General features: G+C 53.6%; 16 protein-coding genes, 1 tRNA gene and 1 pseudogene. 11 read left to right on the top strand and 7 right to left on the bottom strand.

The genetic code is table 11. From position 1 onward, the window contains the following. The 3 genes from IGQ15_RS07625 to IGQ15_RS07615 all read right to left on the bottom strand — a co-directional run. Positions 1–346: HAS-barrel domain-containing protein (locus tag IGQ15_RS07625; RefSeq protein WP_297050422.1), on the bottom strand; the 346-nt coding region annotated here is incomplete at its 3' end. A gap of 3 nt (positions 347–349) precedes the next feature. Next, on the bottom strand, positions 350–556 hold the full coding sequence (locus IGQ15_RS07620; RefSeq protein WP_315863032.1) for an NAD(P)H dehydrogenase subunit NdhS: 207 nt from the start codon (positions 554–556) through the stop codon (positions 350–352). Positions 557–693: 137 nt separating this feature from the next. Further along, positions 694–785, bottom strand: a tRNA-Ser gene (locus IGQ15_RS07615). 225 nt (positions 786–1,010) lie between these two features. Here IGQ15_RS07615 and IGQ15_RS07610 point away from each other — a divergent pair. The 7 genes and pseudogenes from IGQ15_RS07610 (at position 1,011) to pseC (ending at position 8,294) form a co-directional block, all read left to right on the top strand. Further along, positions 1,011–2,768 (top strand): TolC family protein, encoded by a 1,758-nt coding sequence (locus IGQ15_RS07610; protein ID WP_297050418.1) that lies wholly within the window; start codon positions 1,011–1,013, stop codon positions 2,766–2,768. Between the two features lie 3 nt (positions 2,769–2,771). After that, a pseudogene (locus IGQ15_RS07605) lies at positions 2,772–3,347 on the top strand (GDP-mannose 4,6-dehydratase); the annotation flags it as partial. 180 nt (positions 3,348–3,527) lie between these two features. Beyond that, positions 3,528–4,874: a GDP-mannose 4,6-dehydratase gene (locus IGQ15_RS12070; RefSeq protein ID WP_363315816.1), complete on the top strand. Its 1,347-nt coding sequence runs from the start codon at positions 3,528–3,530 to the stop codon at positions 4,872–4,874. A 2-nt stretch (positions 4,875–4,876) separates the two neighbouring features. Continuing rightward, positions 4,877–5,818, top strand: a complete 942-nt coding sequence (locus IGQ15_RS07595; protein WP_297050416.1) for a GDP-L-fucose synthase — start codon at positions 4,877–4,879, stop codon at positions 5,816–5,818. Beyond that, positions 5,815–6,117: a GxxExxY protein gene (locus tag IGQ15_RS07590; protein WP_297050411.1), complete on the top strand. Its 303-nt coding sequence runs from the start codon at positions 5,815–5,817 to the stop codon at positions 6,115–6,117. Before IGQ15_RS07595 ends, IGQ15_RS07590 begins: the two co-directional genes overlap by 4 nt. Then, positions 6,092–7,120, top strand: a complete 1,029-nt coding sequence (pseB, locus tag IGQ15_RS07585; protein ID WP_297050409.1) for a UDP-N-acetylglucosamine 4,6-dehydratase (inverting) — start codon at positions 6,092–6,094, stop codon at positions 7,118–7,120. The genes IGQ15_RS07590 and pseB overlap by 26 nt, the downstream gene beginning before the upstream one ends. Positions 7,121–7,130: 10 nt before the next feature. Further along, positions 7,131–8,294, top strand: coding sequence for a UDP-4-amino-4,6-dideoxy-N-acetyl-beta-L-altrosamine transaminase (gene pseC / locus IGQ15_RS07580; RefSeq protein ID WP_297050406.1), 1,164 nt, complete (start codon positions 7,131–7,133; stop codon positions 8,292–8,294). A 162-nt stretch (positions 8,295–8,456) separates the two neighbouring features. On the opposite strand, the gene yidD is transcribed toward pseC, so the two are convergent. Together yidD and cobM are read right to left on the bottom strand one after the other, a co-directional pair. After that, positions 8,457–8,714 (bottom strand): membrane protein insertion efficiency factor YidD, encoded by a 258-nt coding sequence (gene yidD / locus IGQ15_RS07575; protein ID WP_297050403.1) that lies wholly within the window; start codon positions 8,712–8,714, stop codon positions 8,457–8,459. A 36-nt stretch (positions 8,715–8,750) separates the two neighbouring features. Further along, a complete protein-coding gene (gene cobM / locus IGQ15_RS07570) occupies positions 8,751–9,533 on the bottom strand; it encodes a precorrin-4 C(11)-methyltransferase (RefSeq protein ID WP_297050402.1) in 783 nt (260 codons plus the stop codon). A 97-nt stretch (positions 9,534–9,630) separates the two neighbouring features. On the opposite strand from cobM, the gene IGQ15_RS07565 reads away from it, so the two are divergent. Together IGQ15_RS07565 and IGQ15_RS07560 are read left to right on the top strand one after the other, a co-directional pair. After that, a complete protein-coding gene (locus IGQ15_RS07565) occupies positions 9,631–10,230 on the top strand; it encodes a DJ-1/PfpI family protein (RefSeq protein ID WP_297050400.1) in 600 nt (199 codons plus the stop codon). Positions 10,231–10,242: 12 nt separating this feature from the next. Continuing rightward, positions 10,243–10,809 (top strand): hypothetical protein, encoded by a 567-nt coding sequence (locus IGQ15_RS07560; protein ID WP_297050398.1) that lies wholly within the window; start codon positions 10,243–10,245, stop codon positions 10,807–10,809. Here IGQ15_RS07560 and IGQ15_RS07555 read toward each other — a convergent pair. Beyond that, positions 10,806–12,401: a hypothetical protein gene (locus IGQ15_RS07555; RefSeq protein WP_297050396.1), complete on the bottom strand. Its 1,596-nt coding sequence runs from the start codon at positions 12,399–12,401 to the stop codon at positions 10,806–10,808. The two genes, IGQ15_RS07560 and IGQ15_RS07555, sit on opposite strands and share 4 nt — an antisense overlap. A 418-nt stretch (positions 12,402–12,819) precedes the next feature. Between IGQ15_RS07555 and IGQ15_RS07550 the strand changes: the two genes are divergently transcribed. Then, the gene (locus IGQ15_RS07550) at positions 12,820–14,646 is read left to right on the top strand and encodes an ABC transporter ATP-binding protein (RefSeq protein WP_297050394.1); all 1,827 of its coding nucleotides are present in this window, start codon (positions 12,820–12,822) and stop codon (positions 14,644–14,646) included. Here IGQ15_RS07550 and IGQ15_RS07545 read toward each other — a convergent pair. Further along, the gene (locus tag IGQ15_RS07545; protein ID WP_297050392.1) at positions 14,618–15,781 is read right to left on the bottom strand and encodes an MFS transporter; all 1,164 of its coding nucleotides are present in this window, start codon (positions 15,779–15,781) and stop codon (positions 14,618–14,620) included. The two genes, IGQ15_RS07550 and IGQ15_RS07545, sit on opposite strands and share 29 nt — an antisense overlap. Before the next feature lie 63 nt (positions 15,782–15,844). Here IGQ15_RS07545 and IGQ15_RS07540 point away from each other — a divergent pair, with 63 nt between their 5' ends. Next, positions 15,845–16,828 carry an AEC family transporter gene (locus IGQ15_RS07540; RefSeq protein ID WP_297050390.1) on the top strand — a complete coding sequence of 328 codons (984 nt, stop codon included), beginning with the start codon at positions 15,845–15,847 and terminating at the stop codon, positions 16,826–16,828. Positions 16,829–17,081: the final 253 nt, after the last annotated feature.

Below are 17,081 nucleotides of genomic sequence, written 5' to 3'. Positions count from 1 at the left end.
GGGGGGGCAAATGGTGATAAAAGCGTTCCTGTTCCTGAAAGCCAGTGATGGCGATCGTCACCTCGGTTTTCAACATGGCGAAAATATGGGGCTGCTCTTGCCGTAGTTGCTCTAGGGATAGTCCCAAGGCGGTGGCACGGTGAATCGTGTCAATGGGAGCCGTCACGACATAGGCAACAACGCCATAAATGACGCGATCGCCTTCAGGAATCCGCACCCAACTACCCAAGGCGGGCACCACAGGAAAATCGAGGCTAGCAGGTTCGTGGCACTGGGCAATGCAGTGATCTGTTGCTGTCTGGATAATTTCGGCCAAGGGTTGGGGAGGAGGCGATCGCCGCGCCATCGTTTACTTTTTCGCTTTCGCTTTTTCCTTGGGCGTGGTCACGACTGGCTCTAGCTCACTGGTCTGAAAAGTAACCAATTTATCCCAGTTCCCTCCCTCAAAGAGCACTGCCACTTTGCCATCTGTGACCCGCTGTACAATCCCCTGAAATTGGTAGTAGGTATCGTTGGGATTGGTGACCTTCACGGTCATACCGGGGAGAATCGTCATTGCTAAGTCGCTGGCCATCGTCATTATCCCAAAGATGTTTATGTAAATTTATTATCTCCTGCCCTTGCCCCGTTCGCGCTTTGCTGAGGGGTAGCAAAGGATAAGTGTCAGCTATTGTTTGATGATATTTTCTTTAACGGAGAGGGAGGGATTCGAACCCTCGGATAGGAGTTACCTGCCTATCAACAGATTAGCAATCTGCCGCTTTCGACCACTCAGCCACCTCTCCTTTTTGAGGGTTCCTTATTCTAGATCAGTTTTCTCCCCCTTTTCAATCCTCGTGGTCTGCGGCTATTGCTCTAGGGGGCGATCGCAATCGAGAATCCATGCTAGAGTTTTGCAGAATAGGTGTGTTGTGGGAGTGAGGCCCATGGCTGTACGTTGGCAATCTTTACGAGTGCTTAGGCGAAGTCCTACCGTGGCTAAGTTGAGCAGGTTGCACGTCTAAGTTCTCATGTTGAATGATCTTGCCCTGAATCGCCAAAAAATGCTGGTGTCGGGACTCCTGGCGATCGCCCCTGTGACGTTGCCTAGCCTCGTTCAAGCTACACCCACCACGACTCCAGTGGCACAGGCATCTTCCCAAACGCCAGCCTCAGATGCCCTCACGCCTCTCAACCCCAATCCCGATAGACTAGCGCTTCCTGAGACGATCAACATTGATCTCAATCACCCCCTCACCCTCGAGCAAGCGATTGAGGTGGCCATTCGCAATAACATTGGCCTACAAATTAGTGAGCTACAACTACAACGGGCACGGGCACAACTGCGACAGGTGCAAGCACAGCTTTATCCCACCCTTGCGTTTCAAGCCAGCATCGGTCAAAATACCTCCCCCGGTGGCCAGCCTGCCTACCTGCCCCTCAACTTTCAGCAGCAGCTCTCTTTACAACAGCAGCAACAGCAACAGGCGCAGCAACAGCTTCTCGCTCAGCAACTGGCCGCTAGCAGTATTTTGAATACTCAGGTGCAACGGCTACAACAGCGATTTCAAGGCCCGCAACTCACGGCATTTTCGGATCAGCAAAACCTGGAGCTGCAACAGCAACTGCAACAACTGCAAAATAGTGCTAGTCAGGCTGCTACACCCTCCAACTTCACTCCCATTACCCTTGCACCAGTGAATCAACTCAACTTCACAAACTTTTTCACCAATCTTTTTGGGGCGACGCGTGGGGCAACGTTGAATGCAGCCCTAGTGATGAACTATACGTTGTTTGCGGGGGGCGGGCGATCGGCGGCCATTGCGGCAGCTCGCGACCAAGTGCGCTTCAGTGAACTAGAGGTACAACGCCAACTCCAACAACTGATCCTTGATGTAACCAATGATTACTATTTGGCGCAACAGGCCAAGGTACAGGTGCAAATTGGTGAAGCTGCCGTAGCCAATGCCCAAGTGACCCTGCGGGATGCGACGGCCTTTGAGCAAGCAGGGATTGGGACGCTATTGGATGTGTTGACCGCAGAGGTGAGCCTTGCCAATGCCCAGCAAAACTTGAGCCAAGCGCGTAATTTGGAAATCACGACCCGGCGACAGTTGGCACAGCGATTGAATGTGAATCAAACGGTGGATGTGGCGATCGCTGAGCGCGTTGAACCCGCCGAGGAGTGGTCACTTTCCCTTGAGGACAGTATTCTCCTTGCCTATCAGAATCGTGTTGAGCTAGAGCAGCGGCTGCTACAGCGCACGATTGCCCTGAAAAATCGTCAGGTGGCATTGGCAGCTACCCGTCCCCAACTGAGCCTCTTTGCCAGTAGCAATATGCTGGACAAAGTCACGGATGACTTCGCGCCTCGCTTTGGCTATGAGGTGGGGCTGCAAATACAATTAGCCCTCTTTGATGGCGGCAACGCCCGTGCCAGTGCGGCTCGCCAAGAAGCCCTTGCAGCAACGGCTGAGGAACAATACGCCAATCAGAAAAACACCATCCGCCTAGAGGTGGAAACAGCCTACACCAACCTCAGAGCCAATGAGAAAAACATTGCCACAGCACGAACAGCGGTTACCCAAGCCACTGAAGGGCTGCGCCTTGCTCGGCTGCGTTTTCAAGCGGGGGTGGGAACGCAACAGGAAGTCACCAATGCGGAAACGAATTTGACCCAAGCCCAAGGAAATCTTCTTGCCGCCATCTTGAACTATAATCGCTCCCTAGCCGCGTTAAAGCGGGCTGTGGGCTATCCAGAAAAAACACGCTTAGGAGCAAGGCAATAACGGATGGACGATCGTAAGCGGGCGTTAATTACGGGTATCACCGGTCAAGATGGTTCTTATCTGAGTGAACTCCTCCTTGAGAAGGGCTATGAAGTCCACGGCATTATTCGCCGCACCTCCACGTTTAACACCGATCGCATTGACCACATTTACGTTGACCCCCACCAAGAAGGGGCTGCCCTACGCCTGCACTATGGCGATCTCACCGATGGCGGTACCCTACGGCGGATTTTAGAACTGAGTCAGCCCGATGAGGTTTACAATCTGGGGGCGCAATCCCATGTGCGGGTGAGCTTCGACGCTCCCCAATACACCGTCGAGACCGTGGCCATGGGGACGCTGCGACTTCTCGAGGCAATCCGCGAATACCAAGAGCGCACAGGTAAACAGGTAAAGTTCTACCAAGCCGGTTCCTCAGAGATGTTTGGCCTTGTGCAGGAAGTGCCACAGCGGGAAACGACACCCTTTTATCCCCGCAGTCCCTACGCCTGTGCCAAGGTCTACGCCCACTGGCAAACCGTGAATTATCGCGAGGCCTACAATCTTTTTGCCTGTAATGGCATTCTCTTCAACCACGAGTGTGTGACTGGCACCACACCAGTGATTCTGCGGCGGCGGGGACTGATCGATATTCTGCCCATTGCCGATGTTGTTCCCCATCGCACCGATTGGAAGCATGGTAAACGCTATACGACCGACTTAGCACCAGAGGATCGCTTTGAGGTCTGGGATGCCCAGGGCTGGACAACTGTGACTTGCATGACCGCCACTTGGAATGGCGGCGATAAAACCGTTCATCGGATCATGGCACGGGCAGCCCTCTACGAAACAACTGCCGATCATCAAGTTTTTGTCCTCAATGGCGAAACGCCCTGCGCGAAGGAGACACAGCGGGTACAGGTGGGCGATCGCCTTGCCCTCATTGATCTCCCCCCCGCTACGGAGCAAGTGGAGGTCAGCCCCAGCGAAGCTTGGCTCCTGGGGATTCTGGTTGCAGAGGGGCATCTTACCCCTGAAGGCAAAGTGAGAGTGGCTAACCAAGACCCAGAATTATTGCCACGAGTCAGTGCCGCATGGCGGAAAGTTGCCGCAGGATACACCAGTGAGGACACGGCTGCAAATGACTTGCCAAACGGTCAGCCTGTAACCCAACTGCACCTCAAGGGCAATTGCGACTATGGCCGCTACCTCTACGCTCAAATCTATACCCATAGGGGTCACAAGCGAATTCCCCAACGCATTCTCAACGCTGATCATGCTGCTCGCTTAGCGTTTCTTGAGGGCTTTAGCGCTGGGGATGGCCTACGCTATGAGTTTCAGGGCTTTTGCACGACTTCACCCGTATTGGCGGCAGGCCTCTATTGGCTGGTGAGCACCACTTTGGAGCAGCGTATTACCCTTTGCCTTGAAGAACGGGGCGATCGCACCTACTACAAGCTGAATTTGAACAGTCCCCAGACCACGCAATCGGGACAGCATCTCTGTCAACCAAAGGACGAAGTCATTAAAGCCCACGCGATCGCCCATGAAGGATGGGTATTTGATTTGGCGACCACCTCTGGCACCTTTCATGCCGGTATTGGCCAAGGTTGGATCCATAACTCCCCTCGGCGCGGTGAAACATTCGTGACCCGCAAAATTACCCGTGCCGTTGCCCGCATTGTGGCTGGCCAGCAAAACAAGCTGTATTTGGGGAACCTAGAAGCGAAGCGGGATTGGGGCTACGCCAAGGACTATGTGCGTGCCATGTGGCTGATGCTGCAACAGGAGCAACCCGATGACTATGTGGTGGCCACCGGCGAAACCCACTCCGTGCGGGAATTTTTAGAACTCGCCTTTGGTTATGTGGGTCTCAATTGGCAGGACTACGTGGAATTTGACCCCCGTTATTTGCGTCCCACAGAGGTGGATTTACTCTTGGGGGATCCAACCAAAGCCAAAACGGTTTTGGGCTGGGAGCCCTCGGTTACCTTTCCTGAACTGGTGGCTCTGATGGTGGAAGCGGATCTCCATGCAGTGGGGATTCAAGGAACAACTGCCAAAACCACCTCTGACACCGTGCTGGATCTCATTGCCCAGCGGCAGTTTATCAGTAAGGCAGACTAGCCATGGACCTCAGTGAAAAAAGGATTCTCGTCACGGGTGGGGCGGGATTTTTGGGACGCCAAGTGGTGGCGCAGTTGCAAAACGCAGGGGCAGGGCCTGAACAAATCACCGTGGTGCGATCGCGCGACTACGATCTACGCCAACTCTCTGCTTGCCAAGCCGTCGTTCAAAACCAAGATATTATCATTCACCTTGCTGCCCATGTGGGGGGGATTGGTCTCAATCAAGCCAAGCCCGCTGAACTCTTTTATGACAACCTGATGATGGGGGCACAACTCATTGACTGTGCCTATCGTGCGGGGGTCGAGAAATTTGTCTGTGTGGGGACGATTTGTGCCTATCCCAAATTCACCCCCGTTCCCTTCAAAGAAAGTGATCTTTGGAACGGCTACCCTGAAGAAACCAATGCTCCCTACGGCATTGCTAAAAAAGCCCTTCTTGTACAATTGCAAGCCTATCGGCAGCAGTATGGCTTTAATGGCATCTATCTCTTGCCCGTGAATCTTTATGGGCCAGGGGATAACTTTGACCCCTTAAGTTCCCATGTGATTCCTGCCTTGATCCGCAAAGTTTACATTGCTCAGCAACAGGGGGAGAGGGTGATTCCCGTCTGGGGGGATGGCAGCCCTAGCCGCGAATTTCTCTATGTCGAGGATGCTGCTCGCGGGATTGTCATGGCCACCCAAGCCTATGATCATCCCGATCCGATTAACTTGGGTACGGGGGAAGAAATCACCATTAAGAATCTAGTTGAACTCATCTGCGACCTGATGAACTTTCAAGGGCAGATTGAATGGCAAACCGATAAGCCCAATGGTCAACCGCGGCGTTGCCTCGATACCACTAAGGCAAAAGAGGCCTTTGGGTTTCGTGCCCAAATTCCCCTCAAAGAAGGCTTAGAACGTACAATCACTTGGTACCGTCAGCACGCTACATCCCTATGAAACACTGGCTCCAGCTTATTCAGGAGACTGCCCAAGACATCTTCCAAGAATTAGGCAGTGGTTTCAGCGAAGCCATCTACCAACAAGTCTTTGAGGTTGCCCTGCAGGAACGGCAAATAGAGTACGAGGAACGACGCAAGGTGCCGATTTTCTTTCACGGTTATTTTGTTATTTTGTGGGAGAGGCCATTCCCGATCTCATTGTGCCTGACAATGGCCGAGCGGTTGTTGTGGTTAAACTCAAGGCTGTTCAGAACTTCTGGTTTACTAGCTAATGTTTCAAGGATTGACAAAGGATAGTAGCGTACTGGTGACAGGGGGAACTGGGTCGTTTGGCCGTGCGTTTGTCAAGGAGGTGTTGCGGCGCTTTCCCGATATTCGGCGCTTGGTGATCTTTAGCCGCGATGAGCTAAAGCAGTTTGAGATGGCGCAGGAGTTTCCACCCGAGAAGTATCCGGGGATTCGCTACTTCATTGGCGACGTCAGAGATCGCGATCGCCTGCGCCGTGCCTTCAACAAAGTGGATATTGTCGTTCATGCGGCGGCTCTCAAACAAGTGCCGGCGGCGGAATATAACCCCATTGAGTTTATCCGTACTAACGTAATGGGAGCTGAAAACGTCATTCAAGCTTGCCTCGACACGAATGTCACACAGGTCGTTGCCCTCTCCACTGACAAGGCGGCTGCCCCCATCAACCTCTACGGAGCAACAAAGCTCTGTAGTGACAAACTCTTCATTGCTGCCAATAACTTTGCGGGTCGTGATCTGCGCTTTAGTGTGGTTCGCTACGGCAACGTCATGGGGTCGCGGGGGTCAGTGATTCCTTTTTTCTTGAAAAAACGTTGTGAGGGCTGCCTGCCGATTACGGATCCAACCATGACGCGCTTTAATATCTCCCTCCAGGAGGGGGTAGAAATGGTACTGTGGGCACTGGAGCATAGTTGGGGGGGCGAAATCTTTGTGCCTAAAATTCCCTCCTATCGCATTCTGGATGTGGCAGAGGCGATTTGTCCTGACTGTGAGCGGGCGATCGTCGGCATTCGGCCGGGGGAGAAAATCCACGAAGAGATGATTACCACTTCAGACGCCTATACTACGGTTGACCGAGGTCAGTACTATGCCATTCTGCCCACTCAAGGACGCTACACCATTGAGGAGTATTGTGCCAAAACAGGGGCGACACGGGTCAAGCCAGGGTTCAGCTACAATTCAGGGAGTAACGATCGCTTCCTGAGTATTGAGGAGCTACGCAACCTGATTCGCCAACATGTTGACCCCAACTTTATGCCGGGCAGGGGCTAACAGAGGCTAAATGAGCATCATCCCCTACGGTCGTCAAGACATTACGCCAGAGGATATTGCCGCTGTCATTGAAGTCCTGCAATCGGACTGGCTGACCCAAGGCCCCAAGATTCCTGAATTTGAGGCAGCACTGGCGAGTTATTGTGGTGCACGGTATGCCATTGTGGTCAGTAGTGCCACAGCAGCGCTTCACCTCGCCTGTATAGCAGCCGGGTTAAAGGGGGGCGATCGCCTATGGACATCGCCGATTACCTTTGTTGCCTCCGCCAACTGTGGCCTTTACTGTGGTGCCACGGTGGATTTTGTCGATATTGACCCCCACACCTATAACCTCAGTGTCTCTGCCCTTGCCGCAAAACTAGAACTCGCACAGACACAGGGTACACTCCCCAAGATCGTCATTCCTGTTCACCTCGCCGGGCAATCCTGTGAGATGGCTGCCCTTGCCGAGTTAGCACAGACCTATGGCTTTACTCTGATTGAAGATGCCTCCCATGCCATTGGTGGTCAGTACCGTGGCCGACCTATCGGCTGCTGTGAATTTTCCACGATGGCGGTCTTTAGCTTTCACCCTGTGAAAATCATCACCACGGGTGAAGGGGGCGCTATTCTCACCAACGATCCAGACCTCTATCAGAAACTCATCCGTCTGCGCAGCCACGGTATTACCCGCGATCCCCAGCAAATGGTGAGTGACTCCCATGGTCCTTGGTACTACCAACAACTGGAACTGGGCTTTAACTACCGCATGACCGACCTCCAAGCCGCCCTCGGCCTACGGCAACTGCAACGCCTTGATCTATTTGTCGAGCGGCGGCGTTTTCTAGCCCAACGCTATCATCAATATCTTGCTGATTTGCCCCTCACGCTCCCATTTCAGCATCCTGACACCCGCTCCAGTTGGCATCTCTACATCATTCGCCTGAAGCGAGACCAAATTCAAACATCCCATCGAGAGGTCTTTGAAGCCCTTCGTGCCCTTGGGATTGGGGTGAATCTCCACTACATTCCTGTACATACCCAACCCTACTATCAGCAATTGGGCTTTCAATGGGGAGACTTTCCCAACGCCGAAGCCTACTACCAAGAAGCCATTAGCTTACCCCTATACTATGGACTCACTCTTGCCCAACAGGATCAAGTGATTCAGGCACTCAAGCAAGTCTTGGCTTAAGACCATGACTCAAACAGTCCCTCAAAGATAGCTCAGGTAGAAGCACATCATGGAGCAGGCAGAGATTATTGCCCTCATTCAACAGGAGCTACCTCGGCTCATCACCCCAGCCTGAGGGATTTTGTTCTCCCCACAGTCTCAGAAAGTAGAGCGTCTCTAGGGTCAAGGGGAAGAGGGGGGCACAGAGTCGTTGTGGGGATCGGGTACAGGATCATAGCCGCCGGCAGCAAAGGGGTGGCAGCGCAAAATACGACGAATGGCCAAATAGGTTCCCTTGACTGCCCCAAATCGGGCGATCGCCTCAACCGCATAGGCAGAACAAGTGGGCGTATAACGACAGGTGGGCAAAAATAAGGGCGAAATCCAACGCTGATAAGCGCGAATCAAAACGATCAGTGCTTTGCTGAGCCAGTTGCCCACATCCTTTGCCTACAACGTATCCCAATTATAGGCAGGTTAATGAGGGCGAAATAGATGGTGGTGTTCTGGACTATAAAGGCAGGAGCGCAATGAGCCATGGCCTTGATGTTGTACTGCCAGTGCTGGACTGATCAAGTAAAGGGTGGTGCGCGTTAATCGCTGTTGCTGACTGAATGATGCCATTGCAGCCAAGGGAACCAGCCACAACTGCTCATCGGGCCATCCCAAGCGGTAGCCCACAGCAACTGGGGTTTCAGATGGATAGTGCTGAAGCAAATCTCGCTGGGCACGGTGGACACAATTCGCACTCAGATAGAGGCAGAGGCTGGCTTTGTGGGCGGCTAGACTGGCCAATTCTTCTGTTGGTGGGACTCGTGTACGGCCACTAGCACGGGTGAGGATAATTGTCTGTACTAATTCGGGTAGGGTGAGTTCGGCATTGAGGCGGGCGGCGGCCAACTGGTAGGCACTAATGCCGGGGACAACTTCAACGGTAATGCCTGCTTCCGCGAGGCGGGCAATCTGCTCGTGAATGGCACTGTAGAGGCTGGGATCTCCCGATTGTAGCCGCACCACTTTTTTACCGGCTTGCACCGCTTCAACCATGAGCGGAATGATATCTTCGAGAGTCATTGCGGCTGTGGGAATACAGGTGGCACTCGGCGGCGCAAACTGCAAAATCCCCGTCGGCACCAAGGAATCGGCATAGAGAATCACATCGGCCTGTTGAATGAGCCGTTGTCCCTTGAGGGTGAGTAATTCTGGATCACCGGGGCCAGCACCCACAAAGTAAACCCCAGCAGTCTTGCCTTCTACCATGACACTGCACCTCATCAACCCCCTTCTCAGATTAACTTTTATGAGGGAACAGGATTGTGTCAGGATCAAAACAGGTCAATGCAAGAGGCAAAGAATCATGAGTGGCAAACGCATTCTGATGCTCGTGGGTGACTATGCTGAAGACTACGAGGTGATGGTGCCCTTCCAAGCCTTGCAAATGGTGGGTCACACAGTGCATGCCGTCTGTCCGGATAAAGTTGCTGGGGATAGCGTTCGCACAGCGGTTCACGATTTTGAGGGAGATCAAACCTACAGCGAAAAACGGGGGCACAATTTTACGCTCAATGCCACCTTTGCAGAAATTGATCCCAGTGCCTATGATGCCTTAGTGGTGCCGGGGGGGCGTGCCCCAGAGTATTTGCGCCTCAATCCACGGGTACTGGAAATCACCAAACACTTCGGCGAGAGCCAAAAACCGATTGCAGCCATTTGTCACGGCCTTCAACTGCTGGCAGCAGCGGGTGTCTTGGCTGGTAAAACCTGTACTGCCTATCCGGCCTGTGGTCCTGAGGTGGTGAGTGCGGGCGGCAACTTTACCCCTGTGGCAGTGGATGCAGTCGTGGTGGATGGCAATCTCGTCACAGCCCCAGCTTGGCCGGCTCATCCCCAGTGGTTGGCGGCATTTCTCGAGGTTTTGGGAACCACAATTAGTCATCGGCCTTTGGCAACGGTATAGGATGGCGGCGGCATGGCGATCGCCCTTAGCCAAATTGCCCAATATCTCGAACGGCACCAACTGAACTATCGGTTGAATGCATCCAACCACCAAATTATTACGGGCGTCAACGGCGATCACCTTGAGCGATTTATCGTCGTCATTGAGCTAGATGAGGGGGGCGAGTTTTTTAAGCTCTATGCCCCCAATCTCTTGCCGGGGATTAAAACCCACCGCTTTCGTGATGCCATTTTGCAAACGCTACTGTGCATCTCGTGGCAGACAAAAATGTTGCAGTGGGAGTACGACCCCAATGAGGGTGAAGTGCGTGCCATGATTGAATTCCCCATTGAGGATAGCACCCTCACCGAACGGCAGTTTTTTCGCTGCTTGGGGGCACTCGTGGAAATTGTTGACAATACGGTACCTCAGCTGCGGCAGTTGGTTCAAGAAGAACCGCCCGCTCCAGATACAGATTTGGCGATGGGCGAACGTCTCCTGCTGACGATTCAGGAAGAGGCACCGGGGCTATTGGCTCTCATTGCCCAAGCCCTTGAAGCGCGTCGCCAACGGGGTCAGATAAATTTCGATTTGGGTTAGGGCGTCGGGGGGGCTTGGCGTGCGTAGAAGCGGCCATGTTTTACTTCAATCAATCCCTGACACTTCTCACAACTAAAGCGCCACAGCTTACCCACTGCAATTTTTAGTGGCTGATGACAATGGGGACACTCACCACTCCATACTTCCTCATCCCCAAGCATCCACATACTGCCCACAACCATCGGCAGACCAATTATGGCTCCTAATCCCGTGGCACAAAAGCCTAAGCCCATAACCATTCCAGCGATACCTGCCACCTTTGACTGAGCATCGCGGGGCACTTTTTCAATCGTTGGAGTGGTGTAAATCTCGGATTCAGAGGGGGGCTGGGGGGGGTCTGTGGCGGTTTCAGAGGGTGGTGGGGGTTCTTGTGTCTTATCTGCCTGAACTTGTAGCACAGGCTCGGCCTCTAACCAAGGATCCCGTAGGGCAGGATAGTTGGCGGGTTCTTGGTCTTGGGGCATAGGAGAAGATTCTGAAGGGACTGGGGGTGAAGTGGGCAACGTGTCTGAGATGACCCAAGGATCATCAACTGTTGGTGTGGGTTCTGGGGCGATCGCTCCCTCAGGCGAGGATTCAGCAGTCATCTCAGGGGTTATTGCGGTTGGTGGGCTAACCTTAGCCTCTAAGGCTGCTAGAGCGGCAATGTCCTCAGTCGTCGGTTCAGGGAAGTCGTATGCCTCAAGGGCCGGTTGCTCTGGGGCAGCTTCAGAGAGTTCAGGAATCTCAACAACACTTGCTTGGGCTTCTGGTGGTGTAATGCTCTCTTCTGCGGACTCAGGAGCTTCTGGGGGTGGTTCAGCAGCGACCGCGAGGACTGGCAATTCTTCTGAGGATCCATCAAGGGTGTCGGATTCAATGTGCTCTTCTTGAAGGGGGGGCGACTCAGATCGAGATTCTTCACGGTCAGTATTGAGTTCGGGTGAGGGTGGGTTGGGGTCGAAGGCGGCAGCTAAATCTGCCAAGCTAATGTCCTCGTCAGGGTCAATTTCTGAAATTTCATCTAGGAAACTCTCTTGCAGCTCACTGATGGGTTCTGCCCCTGTTCTGTCCTCAGCGACTTGCTCTAGGGGAGGAGCTGCTTCAGGGGCGACAATATCGCCATATTCAGGTGTGCTTTCTACTGGAATGGGTTGTTCCTTCTCTTGGGGCGATCGCGCCTTGGCATCCTGACTTTCAGATGTGGCAGGTGCCTCGGAGGTCATAAAAGCGGACATTAAATCCAGCAGCGTTGGTTCAGGTGGTGCGGTTTCCGTGACCCCTGGATCTGCGATCGCTGGCGGAGGGGGTTGAACGGCAGGCTCGACTTGTAATGCGAAATGACGTTCCCAGAGGGGGACACCCAACACCCGTGACTCAATGAAAACCCGTTGAATCTCTGGCAAGTGCAGTTTTTCTAAGGCGGTGCGGATCAGGGTTACGGCTGCCCCTTGATTGAGCATTTTTTCTGAATGCAGCGTAATCATTAACTCCTCGGCCTGACGTACCACAGTGGCCTTTACCCGCTTTGGCAGAAGAACCGCATTCAGCAGCGTACCAATGGCACGGGGGTCGCCCTGCCGCGCCATATCGAGCAAACGGGAATCACTCATAAACCGATCAATAGAATGGAACGGGGTGCCGCTAGTTCTAGCCTACTGCGATTTTGAGAGAGTGACAGGGAGCGGGTGGCGATCGCTCCACTATCCTACCTAATCAAAGCGCAAGCTAACCTACACCCTCTTTGGAGCTGTTGAGAAGCTTGGAAAAAATCCCTTCGGCATCAAGGGCATCCATACCATTTTCTGAAGCGGCGGCTACAGGATCCTTGATTTGTGCGTTACCCTTTCGGCGTAACTTACCTTTTCGGGGATTTCAGTGGGGCTATGCGGGGGATTGAATAGCCCGAACTACCCTTAGTCTAGCTAAGGGATGGCCAGATGACAACTCCCTAAAGCGTGTAAATTGTTACAAACAATTACAAGCACCCACTAGACTGGGAAAAAGGATGTTCACAAGTTTCAGCAGGGCATGACAGCGGCAACACGCTCCACGGATTGGCAACTTTTGCAACGACTGATTCCTTACCTCAAGCCCTATCGCTGGGGACTGGTGGGAAGTGGCTTGCTCTTGATTCCCTTGGCGGCAGCAGCGGCACTGCAACCAATCATCATTGGTCAGGCGATCGCCTTCCTCAAGGGGGAAGAGAGTACCTATAGTTTTTTGAAACCTTTGGCCCTGACCCAAGGGATTGATCTACTGAGCATTGCACTGCTGATTACTGTGGTGCTGCGCTTCGGGGTGCAGGCAGTGCAGGGGTACTGGATTCAAAAAATTGGCCAAAACATTACTGCGGATATTCGCCATGACTTATTTGACCACGTGCTACGGTTATCGTCGCGCTTTTTTGACCGCACCCCCGTTGGTAAGCTTATTACCCGCTTGACCAGTGATGTGGATGCTCTGGGGGATGTGTTTGCCACTGGCGCCGTGGGGGTTCTCAGCGATGTCTTCTCAATGTTGGTGGTCATCCTGACGATGTTTTTTATTGACCGCCTGCTGGCAACCCTGCTGCTGGCCTTGGTAGTGCCGATCACCGCCCTGATTATCTATTTTCAACATCGCTACCGCGTGGCCAACTACAAATCCCGCGAAGAACTGTCGCTACTGAATGCCGATCTTCAGGAAAACATCGTTGGCATTACCGTGGTGCAACTGTTTCGCCGTGAGGCCTTTAATAGCCAACTGTTTCGGCGGCGCAATCAACGCTACATCAAAGAGGTGGATCGGACGATTTTCTATGATTCAGCAGTATCAGCAACGTTGGAGTGGATTGCCTTTGTGGCGATCGCTGGCGTTCTCTGGCTGGGCGGTGCATTGGTGGAGCAGCGTGCGATTGACTTTGGTACCTTGGCCACGTTTATCCTCTTTTCCCAGCGCGTCTTTGATCCATTGCGGCAGTTGGCGGAGAAATTTACCACAGTGCAAGCGGGCTTAACCGCCATTGAGCGCATCCATGATCTGCTCTCAGAACCCATTGAAATTCAGGATCCCAATCGCACCTTTTTGCATTTGCCCAAGGCAGAAAATACAGCCGCTGCTGTTGAGTTTCGCGATGTCTGGCTGGCCTACAAAGACGATGACTATGTCCTCAAGCAACTTTCGTTTCAGATCCATGCTGGTGAGAAGGTAGCGATTGTTGGCCCTACGGGTGCGGGCAAAAGTTCAATTATTCGCTTGCTTTGTCGCCTCTATGATCCGACACGCGGTGAAGTGCTGGTGGCTGGTCGCAATGTCCGCGACTTTACCCAAGCAGAACTGCGGCAGCACATTGGCGTGATTTTGCAGGATAGCTTTCTCTTTTCGGGGGATGTCAAAAGCAACATTGCCCTTGGCGACAACTACACCCTTGCCGAAATTCAGCGGGTGGCCGCCGAAATGAACATTGCTGACTTTATTGAACAGTTGCCCCAAGGCTATGACACTCCCCTGCGGCAGCGGGGCACGAATCTATCGGCGGGGCAGCGACAACTTTTGGCCTTTGCGCGGGTAGCGATTCGTCATCCAGAAATCCTTGTCCTTGATGAGGCAACCGCCAATTTGGATGTGGGTACAGAGGCGATGATTCAGGAGGCCTTAAACCGCCTGTTAGTGAACCGAACCGCCATTATTATCGCCCACCGCCTTGCCACGATTCGCCATGTGGATCGCATTTTTGTGCTCAAACGGGGACAACTGGTGGAGCAGGGCACCCACAGTGAACTCTTGGCTCGCAATGGGGTATATGCCCATCTTTATTGGCTACAGGCGCTCGCCGAAGAAGCAGCCCCTAAGCACGATGCCTCGCCCCTTGCCTAATCCACAATAACAGCGGCAGCCCCAGCAGTTGCAGCGCTACTGACACCAGTACCAACAACCCCAAGGAGCGATCGTAGAGCATGCCCATGAGCAAACTTCCTAGAAACCACGCTAAGCCATAGCCAGTGCTGAAGATGCCATAGGCCGACCCCCGCCATGCTGAGGGGACGAGGTTGGCGACGATCGCCCGCACAATGGATTCTTGGGCACCCATGCCAATGCCCCACAGCACCATGCCCCAAATCACCGCAGAACTGAGGAAGACCAAAGGAGCAAAGCCCACTGACAGCACAACCGCAAGGATCAAGGCCATGATGCCCATGCGATCCAGTAAGTACCCAAAGAGCAGGGCAGCCACCGCATCAACCCCCATCGCCAAGGCATAAAGCAGCGGAATTTGACTCGTTTGCAGACTATTCCCCTGCTGTAAATGAAAGGCAATCAAGGGGAAATCCACATAACCGGCGCCCAGACAGGCCACCGCTAAGAGGTAAATCCAAAACAGCGTTGGTAGTCTTTTGGTATCGAGATCCGGAACCACCGTTTCAAAGTCCCGTGGCTCTGGGTACCGCCGCTGCATCACCAATAAAACAACCAAACCAACCAAAGCAGGAATGGCGAGGACAGCAAAACTCCATTGATAGTGCTGGGTGAGGGCAAAGACGCCGGCCACCATCAGCGGCCCAACAACGGCACCAATTTGATCCATCGCTTCATGGAGACCAAAGCCAAAGCCACGACCCACTTGGCTAGCACCGTAGGAGAGTAAAACATCGCGGGGGGGTGTACGAATCGCTTTGCCAGTGCGCTCAGCAATCATGAATCCCGCTAGAACTTCCCAACGATGGGCCAGGGCCATGAGGGGCACAGCCAAGGTATTGATGGCATAACCTAGGGTGGTAATGCGCCAATAGGCACGGGTGCGATCGCTCACATAACCAATCAGAAGGCGCAGACCGTAGCCAATGAATTCCCCCAAACCCGCCACGAGGCCGACAACGGTACCACTGGCACCCAATACGCCTAAATAGACCCCCGTGAGACTGCGTGCGCCTTCATAGGTGGCATCGGCACAAAGGGAGACCACCCCCAGTAAGATGACAAAACTCAGGGCTGACCCCTTTTGTAATACCATCGGTAAACTCCTTTCGGAATGTCCACAGTATATTGTTTGGAGAATCGTTAACGGGCAATCGCGATGGCAGATGCACTCAGCGCAGCTAGCCCCTTAGTCATTTGGACAAGTTTGGGGTTCATCTGTGGCCGTTGGTTGCCGGCAGTGATTCCCCAATGGTTGGGACGCGGCCTCTATTGGGTCGGGGTACCCATTCAAATTTTTGCCTTAGTGCGGCAGACCAACTTCGCAGGACTCATTTGGTTGGCACCGGTGCTGGCCTTTGTGGCGCTGATTGTCGGCTATACCCTTGCCCAGGGCCTTTACTATTGGCAGAAACGCTACTTTCAACCGCAATGGCTGCAATACACACCTCCCTTCTTGACGAGTACAGTTCCCGAAGGAGAAAGTCGCCGCTTTCAGGGGAGCTATCTGATTGCCAGCATTCTCGGCAATACAGGCTTTGTTGGCTTGGGGGTCGCGATTCCTCTTCTGAGTGACACGGCATTGCCTTGGGCAGCTTTCTACGCCATTACCCAAAATGCCGTCGGTACCTATGGCTTCGGTTCATTCCTTGGTCAGTACTACGGTAGGGGCAATGATCAACCTTGGTGGCGGGCTTTGGTGGTGATTCCAACGGTGCCGACCCTTTGGGCATCAATGGCGGGCTTTGCGACCCATGATCTTTCCTTTCCCGACGCAATCGAAAGGCTGTGTGAGATGGATATTCACTTGGTGATTCCCTTTGCCTTTGTTCTCACCGGAATTCGCCTCAGTCGGCTCCCCGGCTGGCAGAGCTTTCGCGTGGGGTTGCTGCCGATGTTGGTGAAAACGCTGTTGCTGCCCCTGACAATGATGGCGATCGCCTATGGTTTGGGCTTGCGGGGGGACACATTGCTGGCGATCGCGATTATGACTGGCACACCTACGGCCTTTGCCGCCCTAATTTTGGCGGAGGAATACGAACTCAATACCGAACTGCCACCGGCGGTGATTGCCCTGAGTACCCTGAGCTTTGTGGGGGTGTTACCCCTATGGGTGTTCCTGTGCCGCCAAGTTTTAACATAATGATTACTCTCCTTTTCCAAGAACAGTGGCACACTGAAAATACCTGATTCATTACTAGCCCTCTTGCGAGTCTTCCTATGACCAATCCCCAAAGTCCTCCTCCGCCACCGCCGCGTGTTCCCAATTCACCTCCGATGCCGCCGCCCCGGCCGCCGATGGGTGCAGGTGTTCCACCGATGCCTCCCCAACCCGGAATGGCGCCTCCCCGTCCTGCTGCCCCCCCACCGCCCCCCCAACCGGGAATGCTGCCCCG

Source organism: Thermosynechococcus sp. M98_K2018_005 (assembly GCF_015295825.1).
In the GTDB taxonomy this organism is placed as follows: Bacteria; Cyanobacteriota; Cyanobacteriia; order Thermosynechococcales; family Thermosynechococcaceae; genus Thermosynechococcus.
Note: the sequence above shows the minus strand (reverse complement) of the source record. Positions and strands in the feature narration are given on the sequence as shown.

What these genes read in the sequence shown, in the direction of transcription:
- IGQ15_RS07620 (WP_315863032.1), bottom strand. Translation starts at nt 556, where the DNA reads ATGACGATTCTCCCCGGTATGACCGTGAAGGTCACCAATCCCAACGAT.
- IGQ15_RS07610 (WP_297050418.1), top strand. Translation starts at nt 1,011, where the DNA reads ATGTTGAATGATCTTGCCCTGAATCGCCAAAAAATGCTGGTGTCGGGA.
- IGQ15_RS12070 (WP_363315816.1), top strand. Translation starts at nt 3,528, where the DNA reads ATGACCGCCACTTGGAATGGCGGCGATAAAACCGTTCATCGGATCATG.
- IGQ15_RS07595 (WP_297050416.1), top strand. Translation starts at nt 4,877, where the DNA reads ATGGACCTCAGTGAAAAAAGGATTCTCGTCACGGGTGGGGCGGGATTT.
- IGQ15_RS07590 (WP_297050411.1), top strand. Translation starts at nt 5,815, where the DNA reads ATGAAACACTGGCTCCAGCTTATTCAGGAGACTGCCCAAGACATCTTC.
- pseB (WP_297050409.1), top strand. Translation starts at nt 6,092, where the DNA reads ATGTTTCAAGGATTGACAAAGGATAGTAGCGTACTGGTGACAGGGGGA.
- pseC (WP_297050406.1), top strand. Translation starts at nt 7,131, where the DNA reads ATGAGCATCATCCCCTACGGTCGTCAAGACATTACGCCAGAGGATATT.
- cobM (WP_297050402.1), bottom strand. Translation starts at nt 9,533, where the DNA reads ATGGTAGAAGGCAAGACTGCTGGGGTTTACTTTGTGGGTGCTGGCCCC.
- IGQ15_RS07565 (WP_297050400.1), top strand. Translation starts at nt 9,631, where the DNA reads ATGAGTGGCAAACGCATTCTGATGCTCGTGGGTGACTATGCTGAAGAC.
- IGQ15_RS07560 (WP_297050398.1), top strand. Translation starts at nt 10,243, where the DNA reads ATGGCGATCGCCCTTAGCCAAATTGCCCAATATCTCGAACGGCACCAA.
- IGQ15_RS07555 (WP_297050396.1), bottom strand. Translation starts at nt 12,401, where the DNA reads ATGAGTGATTCCCGTTTGCTCGATATGGCGCGGCAGGGCGACCCCCGT.
- IGQ15_RS07550 (WP_297050394.1), top strand. Translation starts at nt 12,820, where the DNA reads ATGACAGCGGCAACACGCTCCACGGATTGGCAACTTTTGCAACGACTG.
- IGQ15_RS07545 (WP_297050392.1), bottom strand. Translation starts at nt 15,781, where the DNA reads ATGGTATTACAAAAGGGGTCAGCCCTGAGTTTTGTCATCTTACTGGGG.
- IGQ15_RS07540 (WP_297050390.1), top strand. Translation starts at nt 15,845, where the DNA reads ATGGCAGATGCACTCAGCGCAGCTAGCCCCTTAGTCATTTGGACAAGT.